21 protein-coding genes are annotated in these 19,620 nt (G+C 73.6%); 9 read left to right on the forward strand and 12 right to left on the reverse strand.

The features are described 5' to 3' along the window. The first annotated feature begins 61 nt into the window (after positions 1 to 61). A complete protein-coding gene (locus tag M2302_RS14655) occupies positions 62 to 1,315 on the forward strand; it encodes a hypothetical protein (RefSeq protein WP_280838454.1) in 1,254 nt (417 codons plus the stop codon). A gap of 9 nt (positions 1,316 to 1,324) precedes the next feature. Here the strand turns inward: M2302_RS14655 and M2302_RS14660 are convergent, their stop codons facing one another. The 3 genes from M2302_RS14660 to M2302_RS14670 all read right to left on the reverse strand — a co-directional run bounded on the left by M2302_RS14660 (position 1,325) and on the right by M2302_RS14670 (position 4,073). Beyond that, positions 1,325 to 2,017, reverse strand: coding sequence for a hypothetical protein (locus M2302_RS14660; RefSeq protein ID WP_280838455.1), 693 nt, complete (start codon positions 2,015 to 2,017; stop codon positions 1,325 to 1,327). A gap of 92 nt (positions 2,018 to 2,109) precedes the next feature. Further along, a complete protein-coding gene (locus M2302_RS14665; RefSeq protein ID WP_280838456.1) occupies positions 2,110 to 2,961 on the reverse strand; it encodes an aldo/keto reductase in 852 nt (283 codons plus the stop codon). Positions 2,962 to 3,113: 152 nt separating this feature from the next. Further along, positions 3,114 to 4,073, reverse strand: a complete 960-nt coding sequence (locus tag M2302_RS14670; protein ID WP_280838457.1) for a LysR family transcriptional regulator — start codon at positions 4,071 to 4,073, stop codon at positions 3,114 to 3,116. Positions 4,074 to 4,111: 38 nt separating this feature from the next. Here M2302_RS14670 and M2302_RS14675 point away from each other — a divergent pair, with 38 nt between their 5' ends. Then, entirely contained in the window at positions 4,112 to 4,999 is an 888-nt protein-coding gene (locus M2302_RS14675) for a class A beta-lactamase-related serine hydrolase (protein ID WP_280838458.1), read from the forward strand. A gap of 153 nt (positions 5,000 to 5,152) precedes the next feature. Further along, the gene (locus M2302_RS14680) at positions 5,153 to 6,121 is read left to right on the forward strand and encodes an MBL fold metallo-hydrolase (RefSeq protein ID WP_280838459.1); all 969 of its coding nucleotides are present in this window, start codon (positions 5,153 to 5,155) and stop codon (positions 6,119 to 6,121) included. 59 nt (positions 6,122 to 6,180) lie between these two features. Here M2302_RS14680 and M2302_RS14685 read toward each other — a convergent pair whose 3' ends face one another. From M2302_RS14685 to M2302_RS14695, 3 genes are all read right to left on the reverse strand, one after another. Further along, a complete protein-coding gene (locus M2302_RS14685) occupies positions 6,181 to 6,408 on the reverse strand; it encodes a TM2 domain-containing protein (RefSeq protein WP_280838460.1) in 228 nt (75 codons plus the stop codon). A gap of 134 nt (positions 6,409 to 6,542) precedes the next feature. Then, positions 6,543 to 7,082 (reverse strand): DUF1697 domain-containing protein, encoded by a 540-nt coding sequence (locus tag M2302_RS14690; RefSeq protein WP_280838461.1) that lies wholly within the window; start codon positions 7,080 to 7,082, stop codon positions 6,543 to 6,545. Next, a complete protein-coding gene (locus tag M2302_RS14695; RefSeq protein WP_280838462.1) occupies positions 7,079 to 7,807 on the reverse strand; it encodes a dienelactone hydrolase family protein in 729 nt (242 codons plus the stop codon). Before M2302_RS14695 ends, M2302_RS14690 begins: the two co-directional genes overlap by 4 nt. A gap of 239 nt (positions 7,808 to 8,046) precedes the next feature. Here M2302_RS14695 and M2302_RS14700 point away from each other — a divergent pair, with 239 nt between their 5' ends. Then, positions 8,047 to 9,123 (forward strand): hypothetical protein, encoded by a 1,077-nt coding sequence (locus tag M2302_RS14700; RefSeq protein WP_280838463.1) that lies wholly within the window; start codon positions 8,047 to 8,049, stop codon positions 9,121 to 9,123. On the opposite strand, the gene M2302_RS14705 is transcribed toward M2302_RS14700, so the two are convergent. The 5 genes from M2302_RS14705 to M2302_RS14725 all read right to left on the reverse strand — a co-directional run bounded on the left by M2302_RS14705 (position 9,039) and on the right by M2302_RS14725 (position 13,564). Continuing rightward, entirely contained in the window at positions 9,039 to 10,493 is a 1,455-nt protein-coding gene (locus M2302_RS14705; protein ID WP_280838464.1) for an amino acid permease, read from the reverse strand. The genes M2302_RS14700 and M2302_RS14705 overlap by 85 nt on opposite strands. Before the next feature lie 73 nt (positions 10,494 to 10,566). Then, positions 10,567 to 11,130, reverse strand: a complete 564-nt coding sequence (locus M2302_RS14710; protein ID WP_280838465.1) for a heme-binding protein — start codon at positions 11,128 to 11,130, stop codon at positions 10,567 to 10,569. A gap of 18 nt (positions 11,131 to 11,148) precedes the next feature. Next, positions 11,149 to 11,889 (reverse strand): hypothetical protein, encoded by a 741-nt coding sequence (locus tag M2302_RS14715; RefSeq protein WP_280838466.1) that lies wholly within the window; start codon positions 11,887 to 11,889, stop codon positions 11,149 to 11,151. Next, positions 11,886 to 12,668, reverse strand: coding sequence for an ABC transporter permease (locus M2302_RS14720; RefSeq protein ID WP_280838467.1), 783 nt, complete (start codon positions 12,666 to 12,668; stop codon positions 11,886 to 11,888). The genes M2302_RS14715 and M2302_RS14720 overlap by 4 nt, the downstream gene beginning before the upstream one ends. Then, on the reverse strand, positions 12,665 to 13,564 hold the full coding sequence (locus M2302_RS14725; RefSeq protein WP_280838468.1) for an ATP-binding cassette domain-containing protein: 900 nt from the start codon (positions 13,562 to 13,564) through the stop codon (positions 12,665 to 12,667). The genes M2302_RS14720 and M2302_RS14725 overlap by 4 nt, the downstream gene beginning before the upstream one ends. Positions 13,565 to 13,696: 132 nt before the next feature. On the opposite strand from M2302_RS14725, the gene M2302_RS14730 reads away from it, so the two are divergent. The 4 genes from M2302_RS14730 (at position 13,697) to M2302_RS14745 (ending at position 17,700) form a co-directional block, all read left to right on the forward strand. Next, complete coding sequence (locus tag M2302_RS14730) at positions 13,697 to 14,941, forward strand: histidine kinase (protein ID WP_280838469.1); 1,245 nt, start codon at positions 13,697 to 13,699, stop codon at positions 14,939 to 14,941. Further along, the gene (locus tag M2302_RS14735; RefSeq protein ID WP_280838470.1) at positions 14,929 to 15,615 is read left to right on the forward strand and encodes a response regulator transcription factor; all 687 of its coding nucleotides are present in this window, start codon (positions 14,929 to 14,931) and stop codon (positions 15,613 to 15,615) included. The genes M2302_RS14730 and M2302_RS14735 overlap by 13 nt, the downstream gene beginning before the upstream one ends. Positions 15,616 to 15,687: 72 nt before the next feature. Continuing rightward, a complete protein-coding gene (locus M2302_RS14740) occupies positions 15,688 to 17,112 on the forward strand; it encodes a DUF234 domain-containing protein (RefSeq protein ID WP_280838471.1) in 1,425 nt (474 codons plus the stop codon). An 87-nt stretch (positions 17,113 to 17,199) separates the two neighbouring features. After that, positions 17,200 to 17,700 (forward strand): hypothetical protein, encoded by a 501-nt coding sequence (locus tag M2302_RS14745; protein WP_280838472.1) that lies wholly within the window; start codon positions 17,200 to 17,202, stop codon positions 17,698 to 17,700. Between the two features lie 159 nt (positions 17,701 to 17,859). Here the strand turns inward: M2302_RS14745 and M2302_RS14750 are convergent, their stop codons facing one another. Continuing rightward, on the reverse strand, positions 17,860 to 18,645 hold the full coding sequence (locus M2302_RS14750) for a M15 family metallopeptidase (RefSeq protein ID WP_280838473.1): 786 nt from the start codon (positions 18,643 to 18,645) through the stop codon (positions 17,860 to 17,862). A gap of 324 nt (positions 18,646 to 18,969) precedes the next feature. Between M2302_RS14750 and M2302_RS14755 the strand changes: the two genes are divergently transcribed. Further along, entirely contained in the window at positions 18,970 to 19,611 is a 642-nt protein-coding gene (locus M2302_RS14755; protein ID WP_280838474.1) for a hypothetical protein, read from the forward strand. Positions 19,612 to 19,620 lie beyond the last annotated feature (9 nt).

Here is a 19,620-nt window from a genome sequence, read left to right on the forward strand (position 1 = left end):
GCAGGTTCGCGGCCGCCGTGGGTGGGTCGCGGGTCGGACCGACTCCGTGAGGAAGCGCCAGATGACCGACGGGCCGCGGGACACCGCAGCGGACGGCCGCGCGCCCGCGACCGGTCTCCCCGGGCGCTGGGACCGCGTGCTCGGCCACGCCGGCGACCTCGTCGTCCGGGTGCCCGAGCGCTGGCGGTACGTGCTCGCCGTGTTCGTCGGCGCGAAGGTCGTCCTCGCCCTGGTCGGGGTGATCGCCCTGACCGCCTGGGCGGGGGCGCCCGCCGCGCCCCCGGCGGACGAGATCAACACGCGCCTCGACCAGACGGAGATCTCGCCGCACCGCTGGATCTCGATGTGGTTCGCCTGGGACGCGCTGATCTACGACGGCCTGAGCCGGCAGCCGCTCACCGGCGAGTGGAAGGGGGGCTTCGGCTTCCCGCTGCTCTACCCGTTCCTGGCCCGGGTGGTGGCGATCCCGCTGGGCGGTAACACCGCCATGGCGCTGCTGCTGATCAGCAACGTCGCGTTCCTGCTGCTGCTCTACTACGCCCTGCGGCTGGGCGAGACGCTGCTCGGCGACGACGCTGCCGCCCGCCGGTTCACCCGCTACCTGGTGCTGCTGCCCACCGCGTTCCTGTTCCAGGCCGCGCTGACCGAGTCGCTGTTCCTGTGCCTGGCGCTGGCCACCTTCCACTACGCCGAGCGGGGGCGGTGGGTGACGGTGGGCGTGCTGGGCTACTTCCTCGGGCTCAGCCGCTCGGTGGGGTTCCTGGTGGCCGTTCCGCTCGCCCTGGTCCTGTTCCGCCAGCACCGCTACCGCCTCGACCCGCGCAGCCTCGGGGCGTACGTCCGCACCGGCTGGCCGTTGCTGCTGATCCCCGCCGGCTGGCTCACCTTCATGGCGTTCTGCCGGTGGAAGGGCGGGGACTGGTTCGCCTACAAGCACGCCCAGGAGACGGGCTGGGGCATCCGGGTGCAGAATCCGCTGCCGGTGATCTGGAACGGTCTCACCGGCGACACCCGGGACGCCGTCCGGGTCTGGTTCGCCGTCGCCGTGCTGGTGATCGTGATCGCCGGCTTCCGCCGGCTCGGGCTGCCCTACCTCGTCTACGCGGTGCTGATGGTGCTCGCGCCGCTCTCGATGGGGCCACCGGTGTACAAGAGCCTGCTGCGCTACCTGATCGCCGCGTTCCCGGTCGGCCTGGTCCTGGCCAGGTGGGCCCGCAACGCCACGGCCGACGCCTGGTTGAGCGCCGCGCTCGCCCTGGTGCAGGGCGCGCTGTTCGTGGTGTGGCTGGCCTACTGGACGCACTTCATCATCTGAGATCCCGGGCTACGTCGCGTCCCGGAACGGCCCGATGGCCTCCCGGTGCAGCCTGGTCAGCAGCTTCGCGCACTTCTCCAGGTCACCGGCCTCGGCGGCGTTGAGTTCCATCACGTAACTGCCCCGCGACACCAGCGCGGTGCAGAGGTAGGAGGTGTCGTCGTTGACCAGCCGCTCGCACCACGAGACGGTGTCGGCGTCCGCCGGCACCAGCGGCGCCTTGGGGCGTACGACGGTGGTGGTGGTGACGCCGTCCGGCTCCTGGTAGGTGCGGCACTTGGCCAGCGCCGAGCGGAGCTCGCCGGTCAGCTTGCGCCCCGGCACGGTGCGGTAGCCGACGACGTACTGCCGGATCCAGACCTGCTCGCCCTTCCACTGCCGCTCCCGGTTCGCGGTCCGCTTGCGGTCCGACGGGAGGTTGTCGCGGCACGGGTGGGCCAGCTTGAACGCCTCGGCGGTCTCCGAGGTGACGTCCGCGATGGCCGGGTGGAAGTCGGTCAGGTCCACCAGCGCGGCCTTGACCTGACCGCGCACCTCGGCGGTCGACGTCGGGGTGGGCCGGGGCGGTGGCGGCGGGGTCGGTGCGGCGGAGACCGGCGCCGACCAGCGCGCCGGGGTCGCCTCCTCGGCGGGGCCGCAGGCCGCCGCGCCGAGGGCGACCAGCAGGGACAACAGGAGTGCGGGGGTACGGCGGTGCGACATCGCGCGGACGTGGTCCTCTCGTACGCAAAGAAGGGGCCCCGGTTCGGGGCCCCTTCTTTCGTGCGCCGTGCCGCCGCGCCGCGTTACACCCGTCAGCTCGGCAGGTAGTCGAACTCGTCCGGGTTGGGGCCCTGCCGGCCGGCCTCGCCCCGGTCCAGCCCGCTGATCCGCTCCATCGCCGCGTCGTCCAGCGCGAAGTCGAAGATCTGGAAGTTCTCCGCGATCCGGCTCGGCGTGGTCGACTTCGGGAAGACGATGTCGCCGCGCTGCACGTGCCAGCGCAGCACCACCTGCGCCGGGGTGCGGCCGACCTCCTCGGCGACGTCGACCACGGTCGGGTCGTCGAGCACCTTGCCCTGGGCGATCGGCGACCATGCCTGGGTGATGATGTTGTGCCGCCGGTCGTACGCGCGCACCTCCTCGTTGCCGAGGTACGGGTGCACCTCGATCTGGTTGACCGCGGGCACCACGTCCGCCTCGGCGGCGAGCCGCTCGAGGTGCGGCACCTGGAAGTTCGACACGCCGATCGAGGTGGCCCGGCCGTCGCGCTGGAACTCCTCCAGCGTCTTCCACGTGGAGACGAAGTCGCCGTCGTAGAGCGTGGGCAGCGGCCAGTGGATCAGGAACAGGTCGATGTGGTCCATCTTCAGCGCGGACAGCGTCGACTCGAACGCCCGGCGGGCGTCGTCCGGGCGGTGGAAGGCGTTGCTGAGCTTGCTGGTCACGAAGACCTCGCCGCGGTCCAGGCCGGAGGTGCGGACCGCCTCGCCGACCTCGGCCTCGTTGCCGTACATCTCGGCGGTGTCGATGTGCCGGTAGCCGATCTCCAGCGCCCGGCTCACGGCCTCGACGGTGTCCTTCGGCTCGATCTGGAAGACCCCGAAGCCGAGCTGCGGGATCGTGTTGCCGTCGTTGAGGGGGATGTCAGGAATCGTGTTCGCCATCCGGCTCTGTCTCCCATCGTCAGGGGGCACCCGGCCGGGCGCCGGAAGCGCTTCCACGGCGTCCGCCGCAGTGGTGCCACCCGCCTGTCCTACCCGGTCGGGCCGCTCCCTCACGGGCCCGGCCGGGCGATCTGCGACAAGCCCACCACTGTTCAGTCGGCCGTGGCGTCGAACAGCACCGGCCAGGGCCGGGCCGACGGTGCCACCGCGGCCGGCGGCGCGGGCTCGACAGTCGCCAGCACCTCGGCCGCGAACTGGCCGAACATCGGTGCCGCGGGGTGCGGCGCGCGGTCCGGCCAGGCCGCCGCGGTCCGCTTCACCAGCGGTCGCCCGGCCAGCGGGCGCCAGGCGATCCGGGGTTCCCGGCGGGCCAGCGACTCCGGCTCCAGCGCCACCGCGCCGCCGGCCAGCAGCAGACCGAAGACGAACTCCGGATTACGGGCCGGCCGCACCCGGCCCGGCGTGAAGCCGTGCCGGCGGCAGACGTCCAGCACGTGGTCGTACCAGCCGGGGGCGGTGGACCGGGGCGCGGCGACGAGGTCCAGCCCGGCCAGGTCGGCCAGCGCCACCTCGCGCGGCCGGGCCAGCGGCGAGGCCCGGGGCAGCAGCACCCCCACCGGTACGGTCACCGGCTGGCCGAAGCGCAACCCGGCCGGCTCCTCCGGATACTGCAGCAGCCCGGCGTCCAGCCGCCGCTCGGCGAGCATCCGCACCTGCTCGGCGCTGGTCAGCTCGTGCAGGTCGACGTCGAGCCCCGGCGCGGCGGCGGCCAGCCGGTCCAGCAGGGCGCGCAGCGTCACCGCCGGCGTCTCCGGCGGCACTCCGGCCCGGAACACGCCCAGCGCGCCGTCGCGGACCTGACGCATCAGGTGGCGTACCCGTAGCTCGCCGGCCAGCAGCTCCTCGGCCTCGCCGAGCAGCAGCTGCCCGGCGGTGGTCAGCCGCACCTGCCGCCGGGACCGGTCGAAAAGCTCCACCGCCAGCTCGCGTTCCAGGCGCTGGATCGACTGGCTCAGCGGCGGCTGCGCCATGCCCAGCGCCTCGGCCGCCCGGCCGAAGTGCAGCTCGCGGGCGACCACCACGAAGTGCCGCAGGTGGCGGAGCAGGTCCACGCCCGGACCCTACGGCAGCCACCGGTTACCGTGCGGGGGTGCCAGCGGAGCAGCACGTCGAGGAGATCTTCGCCCGGGCCGGCATCACCGGCAGCCTGCACGTCGTACCCGTGGACGGTCCGGCCGGGCGGGAGGTCGCCGTGCGGGCGGACGAGCAGACCCCGATCGCCTCCGTGTTCAAGATCCTGCTGGTGCTGGAGTTCGCCCGGCAGGTCGCCGCCGGGCAGCTCGACGCGAGCGAGCGGGTGCTGGTCCGGGCCGGCGACCGGCTCGGCGGGTGGGGGGTGGCGGGCTGCGCCGACGACGTCGAGGTGTCCCTGCGCGACCTGGCGTACTTCGCCATGTCGGTCAGCGACAACACTGCCGCCGACCTGCTGCTGCGCCGGGTCGGCGCGGACGTGCTGCCGATGCTCGCCGCCGAGCTGGACCTGCCGCGTACCCGGATCCTCGGTGGACCGAGGCAGCTGGTGGAGCTGATGCTCGCGGACGTCGGCGCCCGCACCGAGGCGGACTTCGCCCGGATCTTCCCGACCCTGCCCGAGGAGCGGGTCCGGGCGATGCGGGTCTTCGACCCCGCGCACACCACGTCGAGCACGGCCCGGGAGATCACCCGGCTGCTCGGCCTGATCTGGCGGGACGAGGCGGGCCCCGCCGCGGCCTGCGCCACCGTCCGGGAGCTGATGTCGCGGCAGCTCTTCTGGACCCGGCTGGCCTCCGGCTTCCCGGCCGGGGTACGCGTCGCCGCGAAGACCGGGACCCTGCCCGGGCTGCACCTGGAAGCCGGGGTGGCCGAGTACCCGGACGGCAGCCGGTACGCGCTGGCGGTCTTCGCCCGCACCGAGCGCCTCGCCACCCGGCGGATCGACGTCGACCTGGCCATGGGGGAGGCCGCCCGGACGGCGGTGGAGGCGTTGCGGGCGGCCTGATTTCCGCACACCCACCCGGCATCCCGGCAGCAGTGAGCTGGACCGATATCGCTCCGGATATCGCCCACCCCGGCCTTTGATCTTGGACGTGACGGCGGGCGCGGTGGTGGGGTGGGAACCGACCGCGCACACCGCAGACGGGGAGGATCCACCATGTCCGCACGCCCGCTAGACCGCCGCCGATTCCTGCGCACCACCGCCGCCGGGGCCGCCGTGGTGACCGCCGGCGGACTCGCCACCGGGACGCCGGTGCAGGCCGCGCCGACCCCCACCGCCGGCCGCGCCCGCCAGGGTGCGGTGAGCTTCCGCTGGTGGGGCACCTCCGGCTGGCGCATCGACATCGGCGACCGCACCGTCCTGGTCGACCCGTACCTGAGCCGCTACGACACCGGGCTGTTCCGCGGCGCCTTCAACCCGGCCACCCCGCTGACCGTCGACACGGCCGTCGTCGACTCCCTCGTGGACCGGGCCACCACCGTGCTGGTCACCCACACCCACTGGGACCACTACAACGACGTGCCGCACATTGCCAGGAAGACCGGCGCCCGGGTCTTCGGCACGCTGACCGCATACCACCTCGGGCTGGCGTACGGGCTGCCGGCGAGCCAGCTCAGCCCCGTCAAGGGCGGGGAGGTGCTCGACTTCGGCGACCACACCGTCGAGGTGGTCAGCTCCCTGCACAGCCGCAACGCCGGCTGGTCGATGGCCTTCCCCGGGGTACGGGTCCGCCAGCCCACCCGACCCGCCACCATCGCCGACCTGCCGGAGGGGGACACGCTGGCGTACCAGGTGCGCGTCAACGGCGGTCCGGCGGTGTTCTTCATGGGTGCCAGCGACTTCGCCGAGCGCAACCTCACCGGGCTCGCCCCGGACGTGGCGATGGTGGCGTTGCAGTCCACCACCGCGACCGCCGACTACGTGCCCCGGCTGATGGCCGCCCTGGACCACCCGAAGGTCGTGGTGCCGGTGCACTGGGACAACTTCGAGACCCCGCTGGCCAACCCGCCGGTCGTCGGCCCCGCCGACCGGCGGCGCCTCGACGACCTGGTCGCCGCCGTCCGCCGGGCCTCGCCCCGCACCCGCGTGCTGGTGCCGGAGTACGGGACGGCATACCACGTCTGAGCGGGGACGCGGCGGGGCCGGGATCGCGAGGATCCCGGCCCCGCCGGCGTACGCCCGAATTACTTGGCGAGCGGCTGGCCCTGCTTGTCCTTGAAGGAGCCGACCAGGATCAGGATGAAGTCGATGAAGGTCCAGATCCCGAGGCCACCGAGGGTGACCAGCTGCAGGATGCCGGTGCCGACCTTGCCGACGTAGAACCGGTGCACGCCGAGCACACCGACGAAGAAGCAGAGCAGCAGGGCGACGACCCAGGACTTCTGGGTGCCGACGGAAACGGGAGCGGTCACTGGGGTCCTTTCTCAGGTGAGATGGCCGCGGAAGCGTATCGAGGGGCATCGACCCGAGGCAAGATCGTAACTCCGACGATCAGCCGGACGGACGAGCAGTTCCGGGCCGATCTAGCGGCCCCGGGACGCTCCGGTCAGGACGCGGTCAGGTCCCGCAGGGCCCGCACCGACTTCCAGTTGCGGGTCGTGGCCACCACACCGAGCTGCTTCTCCAGGTAGGCGTTGGTGAACTTCGACCGGCCGTACCCGCCGTCGGGGAAGTGCAGGTGGACCTCCCGACCGGCCACGGTGAACTCGACGTTCTCGTTGCCGGGCACGGTCAGCGTCGCGACCTTCGCCTTCGTCGGGGCCGTGGCCAGGAAGGCGACCAGCAACCGGGTCGGGTCGTCCTGCCGGCCCGCGTACGGGCTGCCGTCGACCACCGCCGCCAACTCCGCGCCGCTGCGGACCAGCACCGGCACGGTCAACCCCAGCTCGCCGGCGAGCGCCTGCTCGATGCCCTTCGCCAGCCGGGCGGCGTCGGTGGAGGTGCTGCCGAACACGACGTTGCCCGACTGGAGGTAGGTCTTCACGTCGGCGTGCCCCAGATCGGCGACCAGGCGGCGCAGGTCGGCCATGGACAGTCGGGTGGTGCCGACGTTGACGCCGCGCAGCAGCCCCGCGTACCGGATCATGCCGGCTCCCCGGCGGTGCTCAGGTGCCGGTCGAAGAAGGCGACGATGCGGCGCCGGGCCTGGGTCGCCGACGGCTCGTGCGGCCCGCCACCGACCCGGGCCACCACCTGCTGCATCCGGGTCAGCTCGCCCGGCCGGTGGTGGTTGAGGAAGCCGTGCCGCGCCTGCGGGTAGACGGTGACCTCGTGCGGGACCTCATTGGTGGTCAGCGCCGACTCCAGTCTGGCCGGGGCCGACCGGAGGCTGACGTCCTTTCCGCCGAAACTGCCGATCACCGGGCACGCCTCGGCCAGCAGCCGTTCGGCGGCCTTCGGTACCTGCCCGTAGTTGATGCTCGCGGCGGCGAACCCGTGCCCGGGCGCGAGTTGCAAGGCGAAGCCGCCGCCCATGCAGAAGCCGATGACCCCGACCCGGCCGGTGCAGTCCGGCCGTCCGGCGAGCCAGGCGCGGGTCGCGTCCAGTTCGTCGAATGCGCGGCCGGTGCCGCTGAGCAGCGCGCGGAAGGTCGCGCGCACGCAGCGGCCCCGCTTGTCCCACGAGTAGAGGTCGGGGGCCACCGCCAGGAAACCCGCGCCCGCCAGCCAGTCCGCCTGGCGGCGGACATCCGGCGTCAGGCCGAAGGCGTCGTGCACGACGACCACGCCGGGCCGCGGCCGGTCGCCCTCCGGTTCGCTCAGGTACGCGGGCAGCGTCCCCTGTGCGGTCGGGATCTCCACGTCGGCCACGGAGCCTCCTCACCTGTCGACGTCCGGTACCGCCCAGCCTAGGCAGCCTCGCTACTCACGTGAAGGCGCGAAGCGCCCTGATAACGGACACCACGTACACCGACGGCACCTCCCCAGTGGAGCGAACCGTAGCGGGCGGCGCCCGGCGGCGGGAGCCCGGGAAGGGCCCCGGGCGGAGCTACGTGGGCCCGGCCCAGGCGGGGACGGCGATCACGGCGGCCGGGGACTACCGTGCCAGGATGCGCGCCCTACGCCCCGCCGCCGGCCTGCTCCTCGCGGCCACCGCCGTGGTGCTCTGGGCGGTCGGCATGACCGTCCTGCAACCGCTGACCGAGCCGATCGGGCCGTGGCCGGAACGGTTGGCGAGCAACAACACCTACTGGGCGCGCGACGTCCGCTTCCTCGCCATCCTGCTGGTTGTCCTCGGGTTTTTGCTGACCGGCGGGGGCGACCGCCGGTGGACCCACCCCGCGCTGGTGCTCGGCGCCGGGGCGGTGGTGGCGGACGTGCTGCTCGACCGGGCCGATGTCACCGGCGTCCCGGCGACCGTGCTGCTGGTGGCCGGCGGTTGGGCGGCGGTCGGCCTGCTCACCGCGTTCCTGGTCCGCCGGCACGGGCGACCCGGCCGGCCGGTCCACTGGCAGCACCGCCGCGCCCTGGGCATGGCGGCGGCCGTCGCCGCGACGCTGGTCGTGGTGGCCGGCGCACTGCAGTCGCCCACCGACCGGGAGCCCGAGCTCACCCCGGCCTGCCTCGCCGCGGCGGCGCTGTCGCTCGCCGCGTCGCTGGGCTGCGCACTCGCCGCCGCCCCCGCGTCCGGCCGGGAGCGCCGGTGGTGGACGCTCGGCCTCGCGCTGGCCGGCGGGGTCGGCCTGGCCGTCGGCCGGCTTCTCCCACCCGGTCACCGGTGGTGGCCGGTCCTCGCCCTCGGGGTGGTCCTGCTGACCGGTACGACGCTGCTGTCCTGGGACCGCCCGGGCGGCCGTCCACCGTGGCGGCGGCACGCCATGGCCGGCGCCGCGATGCTCCTCGGCCTGCCGACCGTGGGCCTGCTGGCGCTGCTGGCCCAGGCCGCCCTGCCGGTGGGCGCCGTGCTCACCGCCCGGGCGGGCAACATCGCGGTCGACGCCATGGACACCGACGCGCTCTGGTCGTTGGCCGGCCTGCTCACCGGCCTGGTGCTGGGGCTGCTGCTGGCCTGGCCCAACGCCCTCGGGCACCCGGCCGGGGGTCAGCCCCGGCCGGCGGCACCGCCCGGACCGGAGGGACCGCCGGGACCGGACGGGCCGCGCCGGGCCAGCGCCGAGCGGCGGTAGCCGTACAGGGCGTAGACGACCGCGCCGATCACGAACCAGACCGCGAACCGCAGCCAGGTCTCCGGGGCCAGGAAGGTGATCAGCCAGACCGAGAAGAGCGCGCCGATCGCCGGCACCACCGGCATGCCCGGCAGCCGGAACGTGCGCGGCGCCTCCGGGCGGCGGTAGCGCAGCACGATCACGGCGATGCAGACCACCACGAAGGCCAGCAGGATGCCGATGTTGGTCAGCTCCGCCGCCTCCCGGATCGGCAGGAAACCCGCGATCAGCGCCGAGCCCACCCCGACGATCCAGGTGACCCGGGTCGGCACCCGACGCACCGGGTGCACCTTGGCGAACCAGGACGGCAGCAGTCCGTCCCGGCTCATCGAGAACCACACCCGGGTCACCCCGAGCATGAAGGTGAACATCACGGTGAGGATGCCGATGATCGCGCCGACCGCGATCACGCTGGCCAGGCCGGAGAGGCCCACCGAGGCGAACGCCGAGGAGAAGCCGCTCTCCGGGTCGATCTCCCGGTAGTTCTGCATGCCGGTGAGCACCAGCGTGGCCAGCACGTACAGCACCATCGAGATGAGCAGGGAGTAGATGATCGCCTTGGGCATGTGCCGGCGGGCGTCGCGGGACTCCTCGGCGGCGGTGCTCATCGCGTCGTACCCGAAGACGGCGAAGAAGACGGTGGCCGCGCCGGTGAACGCCCCGCTGATGCCGAACGGGAAGAACGGCGAGTAGTTCGCCGTCCGGATGTGGAAGAAGCCGACCACGATGACCAGCAGCACCACGGCGACCTTCAGCCCGACCACGAACGTCTCGAAGCGGGCCGCCGTCTTGATGCCCAGGGTGAGCAGGTACGCGATGAGCAGGCAGAGCACCACGGCGAACAGGTCGACCACGTGCCCGTCGCCGGTGCCCGGCGCGCCGAGCATCCAGGCCGGCAGGTCGAGGCCCAGCTCGCCGAGGAGGAAGCCGAAGTAGCCGGAGATGCCGATCGCGACCACCGCCACGATCGCCGTGTACTCCAGCAGCAGGTCCCAGCCGATGAACCAGCCGACCGCCTCGCCGAGCACCACGTAGCCGTAGGTGTAGGCCGAGCCGGCCTTCGGGATCATGCCGGCGAACTCCGCGTACGACAGCGCGGCCGCCGCGCTGGCCAGGCCGGCGATCAGGAACGACACCAGCACGGCCGGGCCGGCGGTCTCGCTGGCGACCGCGCCGGCCAGGGCGAAGATGCCGGCGCCGATGATGCCGCCGATGCCGATCGCGGTGAGCTGCCACAGCCCCAGCGAGCGGGACAGCTGCTCGCTCGTGTCGGCGATCTCCTCGACCGGCTTGCGGCGGAAGATGCCGGTGCCGTTGCCTGCGGAGCTCATCGTCGTCCCCTTCACCCTCAGTGTCGAGTCCCGCCTGGGGACGTACGCCCCAACGACGCGACCCGGGCCCCGGTCACTCGACGACCGGGAGCACGACCTCGTTGCGGCGTAGGAACCAGGGCTTCCACGGTGGGTCGAAGCGGGCGTACCGGATCGCGCCGGTGGGGCTCAGCCCCGCCGCGGTGACCGCCCGGCCCAGCGCGGTTGCCCGCTGTTCGAACGCCTTCTCGCTCCACCGGCCGGAGAACCGCATGGCGGCGGCGAGCTGTGCGGGGACCTCCCGGACGGTGATCCGGGGATCCTCCGGTTCGGGCGCGGTGGCGGCGGTGAGCGCGCCCGGCAGCACGAAGCGCACCACCCAGCAGCCGGGTCGCTCGCCCTCCTCCTGCACCATCGGCGCCGTCCGCGCGATCTGCTCCGAGCCGGCGGACTCCTGCACCACCGGGGCGGTCATGGCGACCTTCCGCCGGGACCGGTTCGCCCCGGAGATGTACGCGGCCAGCGGTCGGAACCCGGCGTTGCCCGCCTCGAGGAACGACCCGTCGACGCGCAGCTCGGCGACCAGGTGGGCGGGGTACCGGCGCAGCTCGAAACCGGGGTGCCTGGCCACCACCCGGTACGGCTGCTGCTCGGTCATGGGCCACGCTCCCGGCCGTCAGGGCTCCTCGACAGCCACGCTACCGTCCGTTTCCTCCGGTTGAAGCGGAAGCCGGACCAGCCGCCAGTACTGCCGCCCGTTCTCGTCGCGTACCACGACCCCGAGCCGGGCCAGTTCCCGGCGCAGGTCCCGCGCGTCGTCGCGGCGGTGCGCGTCGACGGCGCGCTGCCGGGCGCGCAGCAGCGCGTCCGCGCCGGCCGGCAGCCCCGGCAGCCCCTCCACCCACCGCCGGTACGCGTCCCGGTGCGGGTCGGCCTCCTGCCACGGCCAGCCCTGCGCGGTGAACGCGGCGCGCAGCCGATCCCCGCTCAGGTCCGACTTCTCGCGGGTTAGTTCGGCGCCGTCGGAGTCGAGCAGCACCAGCGCCTTGCCGTCGACGAAGACGCAGGCGACCGAGGCGCGGGCGACGTCCCGGGCGTGGCCGTCGCGGTGCAGCCGCACCGCCGTCGGGTCGACCGTCACGGTGAGCCGTTCCCGCGTCCCGACGTACGCGACGAGCAGGCCGGCCAGCGCCGGCAGCGCCGTCCCGCCGGCCAGCGCCTGCCGCTCGGGCAACCCGGCCAGCAGCTCGAACCAGCCCTGGAACGGCACCCACGGCAGGTCGGCGAGCCAGCCGGACACGGCGGTCAGTGCCGCGCCCAGCCCCGCGCCGAGCAGCGGGAACCCGCCCCACATCAGCACCAGCTCCCCGACGCCGCCGTCGACCACGCTGGCCTGCTCCTCGGCGCGCACGCTCACGCCACCTCGCTCCGCAGGGTGCGGACCAGGCCGGCGGCGAGCGGTGCCACCATCCAGACCAGCAGGGACACCGCGAGCCGCCCCCACTGCCCGGCGGTCACCTCGGCGCCGAACAGCGGCTCCATGGTCACCGAGGTGTCCAGCCAGCGGGCCGGTCCGCGCAGCGCCGCGACCGTCATGGCCAGGATGCTCCACACGGTGGGCAGCAGCAGGTAGGTCACGATCGCCAACGGGGTGTTCAGCAGCAGCAGGCCGAAGGCGGCGCCCATCAGCGCGCTGGTGACCTGGAGTACGGCCGCGTGCCCCAGCTGGGACCAGTCGAAGACCCAGCTGCCCGCCCCGCCGGTGGCCCGGGCGGCCAGCGTGCCGGCGGTGGCCACCGCCAGGCTGACCGCCACCGAGGCCAGCGCGGCCAGCACCACCGCGGCGAGCTTCGCGACCACCACCCGTTCCCGGCGCGGCACCAGCGCGAAGGTGGTCAGCGCGGTGCGCTGCGACCACTCGGCGGTGATCGACAGGATGCCCAGCACGGGCAGCAGCAGCCCGACCGGCAGCAGCGACGCGGTGAAGAACGCGGTGAAACTCTGCGCGGCCTCGTCGAGGACGAACAGCTGCACGGTGACGATGGCGGCGGCGATCAGCCCGATGGTGACCAGCAGCCAGCCGCCGGCCCGGGTGTCGGCGAGCTTGCGCAGCTCCACCTCGGTCAACCGGACCAGCGACGGCCCGGCAGGCGTGGGACGGACGGTGACGGTGGGTGCGGCGGTGGTGGCGGTCATTTCACGGCTTCCTTCGTCGACGTGCCGGCGGTGAGGGTGAGGAAGAGCTGTTCGAGGCCGCCGCTGCCGGCGGGCCGTAGCTCGGTCAGGACGAGACCGGCGTCCGCGGCGGCCTGCCCCACCGCCTCGGCCTCGGCCCGCACCAGGAGCCCGCCGTCGGTGTCGGCGTCGGCGGGCAGGCCGGCCCGGTCCAGGGTCAGCCGCAGCGCGCGCGGGTCCCGGGCGCGGACCAGGGTGCCGGTGCCGGCGAGCAGGTCGTCCTTGCCGCCCTGCGCGACCACCCGGCCGGCGCCGATCACCACCAGGAGGTCGGCGACGGCCTCCACCTCGCGCAGCAGGTGCGAGGAGAGCAGCACCGTGCCGCCCCGGTCGGCGAAGTCGCGCAGCAGGCCGCGCATCCAGAAGATCCCCTCCGGGTCGAGGCCGTTGGCCGGCTCGTCCAGGATCAGCACCCGGGGGTCACCCAGCAGCGCCAGCGCCAGGCCGAGCCGCTGTCGCATCCCCAGCGAGTACGCCCCGACCCGCCGCTTCGCCGCCGCCGCGTTCAGCCCGACCAGGTCGAGCTTGGCGGCGACCTGCCGCCGGTCGACGCCCATGGTCCGGGCGGCCAGGGCGAGCGCCTCCCGGCCGGTGCGCCCCGCGTGCTGGGCCGAGGCGTCGAGCAGGACGCCGACCTCCCGCCCTGGGTTGGGCAGCTGCCGGTAGGGGCGTCCGGCGACGGTGGCCCCGCCGGACGTCGGCGGGGTCAGCCCGCAGATCATCCGCATGGTGGTGGACTTGCCGGCGCCGTTCGGGCCGAGGAAGCCGGTGACCGTCCCCGGCTCGCAGCGGAACGACACGTCGTCCACGACGGCGTGCGGACCGTACCGCTTGGTGAGGTGTTCGACCGTGATCATGCCGTCGAGCCTGTCGGGGCCACCCGGCGTCGCGCTGCGGCCGGCGGTCGAGAGCCGGGTACACCTGTGGCCACGGCGGGCGTCGACTTTGGTAGCTGCCGCCCGCGCCGGACGGCTAACTACCATTGGCGGGTGAGCAGTGCCGTCGTACCCGAACTTCCCTGGCTGTTGCCGGGGGCCCTGACCCCCGCGACCCCGGTGGCCCGCCGGACCACGCGGGACTGGCTGGTCGACGGGCTCACCTTCCTGCTCGCGCTGTGCTGGGTGCTGCTCGCCTTCGGGGACTCGGTCGGACCGGCGCCGGAGTTCGCCCTCAACGCCGGCCCGTCCTGGCTCAACGAGGTCGACCTGGTGGTCGGCCTGCTCAGCACGGCGGCCCTCTGGCTGCGCCGGCGCTGGCCGGTCGCGCTGGCCGTGGCCAGCCTGCCGCTGGCGGTCTTCTCGGTCACCGCGGCGGTGGCCCTGCTGATCATCCTGTTCACCGTGGCGGTGCACCGGCCGTTCCCGGTGGCGGGCGCGCTGGTCGGCGCGCACCTGCTGGTCACCCCCGTCTACCAGAGCCTGCGGCCCGATCCGGCCCTGCCGTTATGGGCGGCGACGGTCTGGACGGCGTCGTTCCTCGGTGGCGTGCTGGCCTGGGGGATGTTCGTCCGGGCCCGCCGCCAGCTGGTGACCTCGTTGCGCGAGCGGGCGCACCGGGCCGAGGCCGAGCAGCAGTTGCGCGTCGCCCAGGCGCGCCAGCTGGAACGCACCCGGATCGCCCGCGAGATGCACGACGTGCTGGCCCACCGGATCTCCCTGCTCAGCCTGCACGCCGGGGCGCTGGAGTTCCGGCCGGACGCGCCACCGGAGGAGGTGGCCCGGGCGGCCGGGGTGATCCGGGCCAGCGCCCACGCCGCCCTGCAGGACCTGCGCGAGGTGATCGGGGTGCTGCGCGCGGAGGTCGGCGGGGCGGAGGCGGAGACGCCGGAACGCCCCCAGCCGACGCTCGCCGACGTACCGGCGCTGATCGGCGAGTGCCGGGCGGCCGGCGTACGGGTGAGCACCGAGGACCTGGTCGTCGAGCCGGCGACGGTGCCCGCCGCGGTCGGGCGCAGCGCGTACCGGATCGTGCAGGAGGGGCTGACCAACGCCCGCAAGCACGCCCCCGGCGCGGTGGTCCGGGTCCGGCTGGCCGGCCGGCCGGGCGACGGGCTCACCGTGGAGATCCGCAATCCGTGGCCGGTGGGGGAGCCGCCCGAGCCGGCCATCCCGGGGGCCGGTACCGGCCTGGTGGGCATCGCCGAGCGGGTCACCCTGGCCGGTGGTCGGCTGGCGTACGGGCGGGACCCGGCGGGCGACTTCCGGCTCACCGCCTGGCTGCCGTGGCCGGCGTGACGGGGGAGGGCGCACCGGTCCGGGTGCTGATCGTCGACGACGACGCGCTGGTCCGCGCCGGGCTGTCGATGATCCTCGGTGGGGTGCCCGACGTCCGGGTGGTCGGCGAGGCCGCCGACGGCGCCGAGGTGCCGGCCGCGGTCGAGGCGTACGCGCCCGACGTGGTGCTGATGGACATCCGGATGCCCCGGGTGGACGGGCTGGCGGCGACCGAGGCGCTGCGGGCGCTGCCCCGGCCGCCGGAGGTGCTGGTGCTGACCACCTTCGACGCCGACGATCAGGTGCTGCGGGCGCTGCGCGCCGGGGCGGGCGGCTTCCTGCTCAAGGACACCCCGCCCGCCGAGATCGTCCAGGCGATACGCCGGGTGGCGGCCGGGGAGGCGACCCTCTCCCCGACGGTCACCCGCAAGCTGATCACCCACGTCACCGCCGGCGGGCCGGCCGGCCCGGATCCCCGCCGGGAGCGGGCGCTGCGGCTGCTCGACGGGCTGACCGGGCGGGAACGGGAGGTGGCCGTCAGGCTGGGGCGGGGCCGGACGAACGCGGAGATCTCCGCCGAGCTGTACATGAGCGTGGCGACGGTCAAGGCGTACGTGTCGCGGCTGCTGACGAAGCTGGAGCTCAACAACCGGGTGCAGGTGGCGCTGCTGGTACACGACGCGGGCCTGGTCTGACGCCCTTCCCTTGCTCTCCGGCATACACTCATTTTTGGTTGTATCACCGATGAGAGTATCGGAGCTGAGTGCATGGACGGTTTCATCGGACGTACCCGAGAGTTGGCCGTGCTCGACGGGATGCTCGACAAGGTCCGTCGAGGGGGACGAGCCGGCCGGCCGGGTCGTGCCCTGCTGATGCGCGGGCGGCGCCGGGTCGGCAAGTCGCGACTGGTGGAGGAGTTCGTCGAGCGCGCCGAGGTGCCGCACCTGTTCTTCACCGCCTCCGCCCAGCCCACCGTCACCGCGGACCTCGCCCTGTTCGTGGCGGCGGCCGCCGACTCCTCGTTGCCCGGGGCCCACCTCTTCGCGGCCCAGCGGCCGACGACCTGGGATGCTGCGCTCACCCTGCTCGCCGCCGCGTTACCGACCGACCGGCCGAGCGTCGTCGTCCTCGACGAGATGCCGTACCTGATCGCCACCGATCCGGGCTTCGAAGGCACCCTGCAGAAGGTCTTCGACCGGGAGTTCTCCCGGCGTCCCGTGCTGCTCGTCTGCGTCGGCTCGGACCTGGCGATGATGGAGGCGCTCAACGACTACGGACAGCCGTTCCACCAGCGAGCGACCGAGATGGTGATCCCGCCGCTGAGCCCGGCTGACGTCCGCGACATGCTCGGCCTCGCCCCGGCCGAGGCCTTCGACGCGTACCTGGTGTCGGGTGGGCTGCCGCTGATCCTCGACGAGTGGCCCGGCGGCGCTTCACTGAGCGACTACCTCGCCGACGCGGTGATCGATCCGACCTCGGCGCTGCTGGTCAGCGCGGAGCGGGCGTTGGCGGCCGAGTTTCCGACGCAGTCGCAGGCGGGCCTGGTGCTGCGAGCCATCGGCTCCGGTGAGCGGACCTTCTCCCTCATCGCCCGGGCCGCGGGCGATCTGCCGCAGGCCTCGCTCAACCGGGCGCTGCGCCTGCTGACCGACAAGCGCATCGTCGACGTGGCGGTTCCGCTGTCCACCCGGCCCTCTCGGGAGACCCGCTACACGGTCGCCGACCCCTACCTCCGCTTCTGGTTGTCCTTCCTCGGCCCCCACCTTCCGGAGATCGAGCGCGGCCGGGGCGACCTGACCCTGGAGCGGATCAGGACGTCGTGGGCGTCGTGGCGGGGCCGTGCGATCGAGCCCGTCGTCCGGGAGTCGCTGCGCCGACTACCCGCGGGCCACCTTCCGGACGGCACCGCGGTGGTCGGCGGCTACTGGACGCGTACGAACGACCCTGAGATCGATCTGGTCGGTGCCGACCGGGGGCCGGTCGCTCGCCGGATCACCTTCGTCGGTTCCGTCAAGTGGCTGGAGAGCCGGCCCTTCGACACCCACGACCTGGGGCGGCTGCTCGCGCACCGGGCCCGGATGCCCGGGGCCGACGAACGCGTCGAGCCGGTCGTGGTGTCCCGCGGTGGGACGGCCGTGGAGGGCGTACGGGCCCTGTCGGCGGAGGACCTCCTCACCGCGTGGCGCGATTGAACTTTCGTCCGGTTCGGGCCGTACCACTGGCCGAGGATGCGCTGCGGCGATCAGCCGCAATCGCTGCCGAGCTGCGGGAGGCCTGCCTTGCGAGTTGGTGAGCAGTCGACGGATCCCATCGATCAGATCCTGGGTGAGGTGCCGGTGCCGGCGCCGCTGACACCGGAGGACGTCCGGCTCGCGGTCCGGGCGGTGGTGGTGCACGCCGCCGAGGAGTGGCCCAACGGGCCGCTGTGCCGCAACGACGGCGCGTCGTACCCGTGCCGCCTGCACCGCTGGGGCCGCCGGGTGCTGGAGACGCACGGGCTCAACGAGCGTCAGATCGACGCGCTGATCCGGCACGGCAACCCCTTCGTGCACGTGCCGTTCCCGTTCACCTTCAACGGTCCCGCCGCCGCCCGGGCCGACCGGCCGGCCCCGGTCCACCCGGGCCGTACCCCGACCGACCGGCCGGCCCACGGCCATCCGACGCGCGGCCAGACCGGCCGGGTCACCGCACCGGGAGTCCGGCCCGCCGTCCGGTCCGGTGGGCCCGGCCGTCCGGTGGCACCCCCCGCCACCGCGCCGCGCTGGCCCCGGGCGAGCTGAGCGGAGGTACGACCGCCCGCATCGCCCGGGCGCCACCTCGCCGGCCGGCCCGACGGTCCCCTACCCCCGGGCCGGCCGGCGATGTCCCCGCCGACCGGTGTGCGCGAGGTGGCGGCGTCCCACGGAGGGGACACCGCCACGTCGGGTGGATCGTTCGGCTCAGTCGCCGCTGCCCACCCCGCAGTTCGGGGCGGACCAGGAGGTCCGGTTCGTCGTCCGGTCGCTGTTGTTCTCCCGCCGCGAGTCCACGTGCACGTGGGTGCTGTGGCCAGGGTACCCGGGGCCGAGGATCCCGCTGAACCCGTGGTTGCGCGAGGCCCGGGCGAGCTCGCACAGCGACCTGTTCCGCGAGGTCAGGTCGGCGGCGTTGCCGTAGAGGTGCTGGCTGTCCGACGCGCCGCCGACCTGGTTGTTGCAGGTGGTGCTGCGGAAGCCGCTGGTGACGTTGATTGGCTGGTCGCCCAGCCCCCGGCGCAGCGCCTCCAGCTTCCACATGGTCCGCACCGCGTTGGCCCGGGTCTGGTCCGCCGACAGCGGGCCCCCGCTCCACCCGCCGCGGCCGCAGCCGTTGTCCAGCTCCGAGTAGCTGAAGTGCGCCGGGGTGCAGTCGTTGTCCTGCAACTGGTAGAGCTTGTTGAAGGTCTGCGGTCCGGCGATGCCGTCGCTGCGCAGCCCGTACGCCGTCTGGAACCGCTTGACCGCGGCGGCGGTCTCCGGTCCGTAGCGGCCGTCGATGCGGACGATCCCGCCGGCGCCGGCCCAACCCGCGACCCGGATCTGCAGCTGACGCACGTCGTTGCCGGAGCTCCCGGCGGAGAGGGTGCGTTGCCAGGTGTAACAGCCGTCGGCGTGGGCCGCTGGAGCCGCGACCACCGCGGCGATCGCGGCGCCCGGCAGCGCCAGGGCGAACGCGACGGCAGCTCGCTTCAAGGTGTTCACGCGCACAGAAGTCCTCCGATAGGAGAGCGATTGAGGTGACCCGTCAGGACATCGACCGGAACGTCCCGCGCTTTTCACCCTGACAGTTCGGCTGCCGGTTGGTGGCGATTAATGAGAATTGTCCTCACGATCGGCCGTCCCTGGGCATTCCCTGGGAATTGCGATGATTTGCGAAACACCCATTCGGAGCAGACATCGCGGGATCGGAATGGACGACCCGGCAGGTCGGGAAGGTGACACGGGGGAGTCGGCGGGCACACTCCGGGTGATGTCGCCGCCCGGTCCCGGCCCGGTAACGTCAGGCGCGGCGGTGTGACGGGGGAGGTGGACGTGGCACGCGGTGGCGTCTTCTGCGTCGAGGGGCAGTGGCACCGGGACCTCAACGAGCGCGGCTCCGTGCTGCCCACCCTGGAGCTGCTGGAACGGCTCGGGCGGATCCGCTTCATCCACAAGGACGCCGCCACCCGGGACGAGCTCTTCTACTTCCTCGACCGCTGGCTGCTCAAGCAGTACGCCGACTACCGGGTCGGTTTCTTCGCCATGCACGGCGAGCCGAGCCGGCTCTGCCTCACCGACTGGGATTCCGTCGAGCTGACCGACGTGGCGCAGCGGATGGCCGGCCGGTGCGAGGGACGCCGGCTCTATTTCGGCAGCTGCTCTGTGCTGCGGGCCTCCGACGCCGTGCTGCGCGACTTCCTGGAGGTCACCGGAGCGGCCCTGATCTGCGGTTTCACCCGCGACGTCGACTGGGTCGAATCGGCCGCCTTCGAAACCGTGCTGCTCGACGTGCTCGCCAACGGCCAGCGGCACAACGCCGCCGAGCTGCGGATGGGCTCGGCGCACTGGGCGCCGCTCGCGGCGTACCTCGGTTTCCGGGTGATCTACGCCAACGGCCGCGCCTGGCGCCCGCCGTCCCGGCCCCGGGTCCCCACCCAGGCGGCTCCCGGCGGGGTCGCCGGCCGGGCCCGCTGACCCGGCCCG

Origin of the sequence: Micromonospora sp. A200 (assembly GCF_029893845.1) — a bacterium.
GTDB lineage: Bacteria > Actinomycetota > Actinomycetes > Mycobacteriales > Micromonosporaceae > Micromonospora > Micromonospora purpureochromogenes.